Source organism: Psychrobacter sp. 1Y4 (assembly GCF_051847555.1).
This window is the reverse complement of sequence record NZ_JBPYDE010001067.1, coordinates 1-537: the sequence shown is the minus strand read 5'-3', so window position 1 is coordinate 537 and position 537 is coordinate 1. Positions and strand designations below refer to the sequence as shown.

Genomic DNA, 537 nt, shown 5'->3' with positions numbered 1-537 from the left:
CTAAGGCGACTGTGTTATCACCAGTGACTGTATTGTTATTACCAAAGCTATAGCTACCTGCGCCACTCACTGTACTTGGATCACCAATTGCACCAGAGTTTTTACCTGTTACTAAATTGCCCACACCGATACTAATAGACTGACTGCCCTCAGCCACTGCACCATTACCTATCGCAATGGCATCTTTACCTGTCGCCTGGGCTGGTGTAACTGTGCTATTAGAGGTCTGTATAGCAACATTGATGTTAGCATCCTTACCCGCTTCACCTCTATCTCCTTTAGCACCAGTCAGACCAGTTTCGCCTTTGTCACCCTTAGCACCAGTTTCGCCTTTGGCACCAATCTCCCCTGAATACCTTGTTCGCCTTTAGCACCAGTCAGACCTTGGATACCTTGTTCGCCTTGAGCGCCTGTATCTCCTTTAGCGCCAATATCGCCTTTGTCACCTTTTGGACCTGTCTCGCCTTGTATGCCTTGTATGCCTTGTATGCCTTGAGCGCCCGTCAGACCAGTATCGCCCTTATCTCCTTTGTCACC

Annotated in this window: 2 pseudogenes; both read right to left on the bottom strand. The window is 48.8% G+C overall.

The annotated features are described in order from the left end of the window. A pseudogene (locus tag ACS8FC_RS20445) lies at window positions 1-172 on the bottom strand (collagen-like triple helix repeat-containing protein); the annotation flags it as partial. Window positions 173-288: 116 nt separating this feature from the next. Beyond that, window positions 289-537 (bottom strand): annotated as a pseudogene (locus tag ACS8FC_RS20440) (hypothetical protein); the annotation flags it as partial.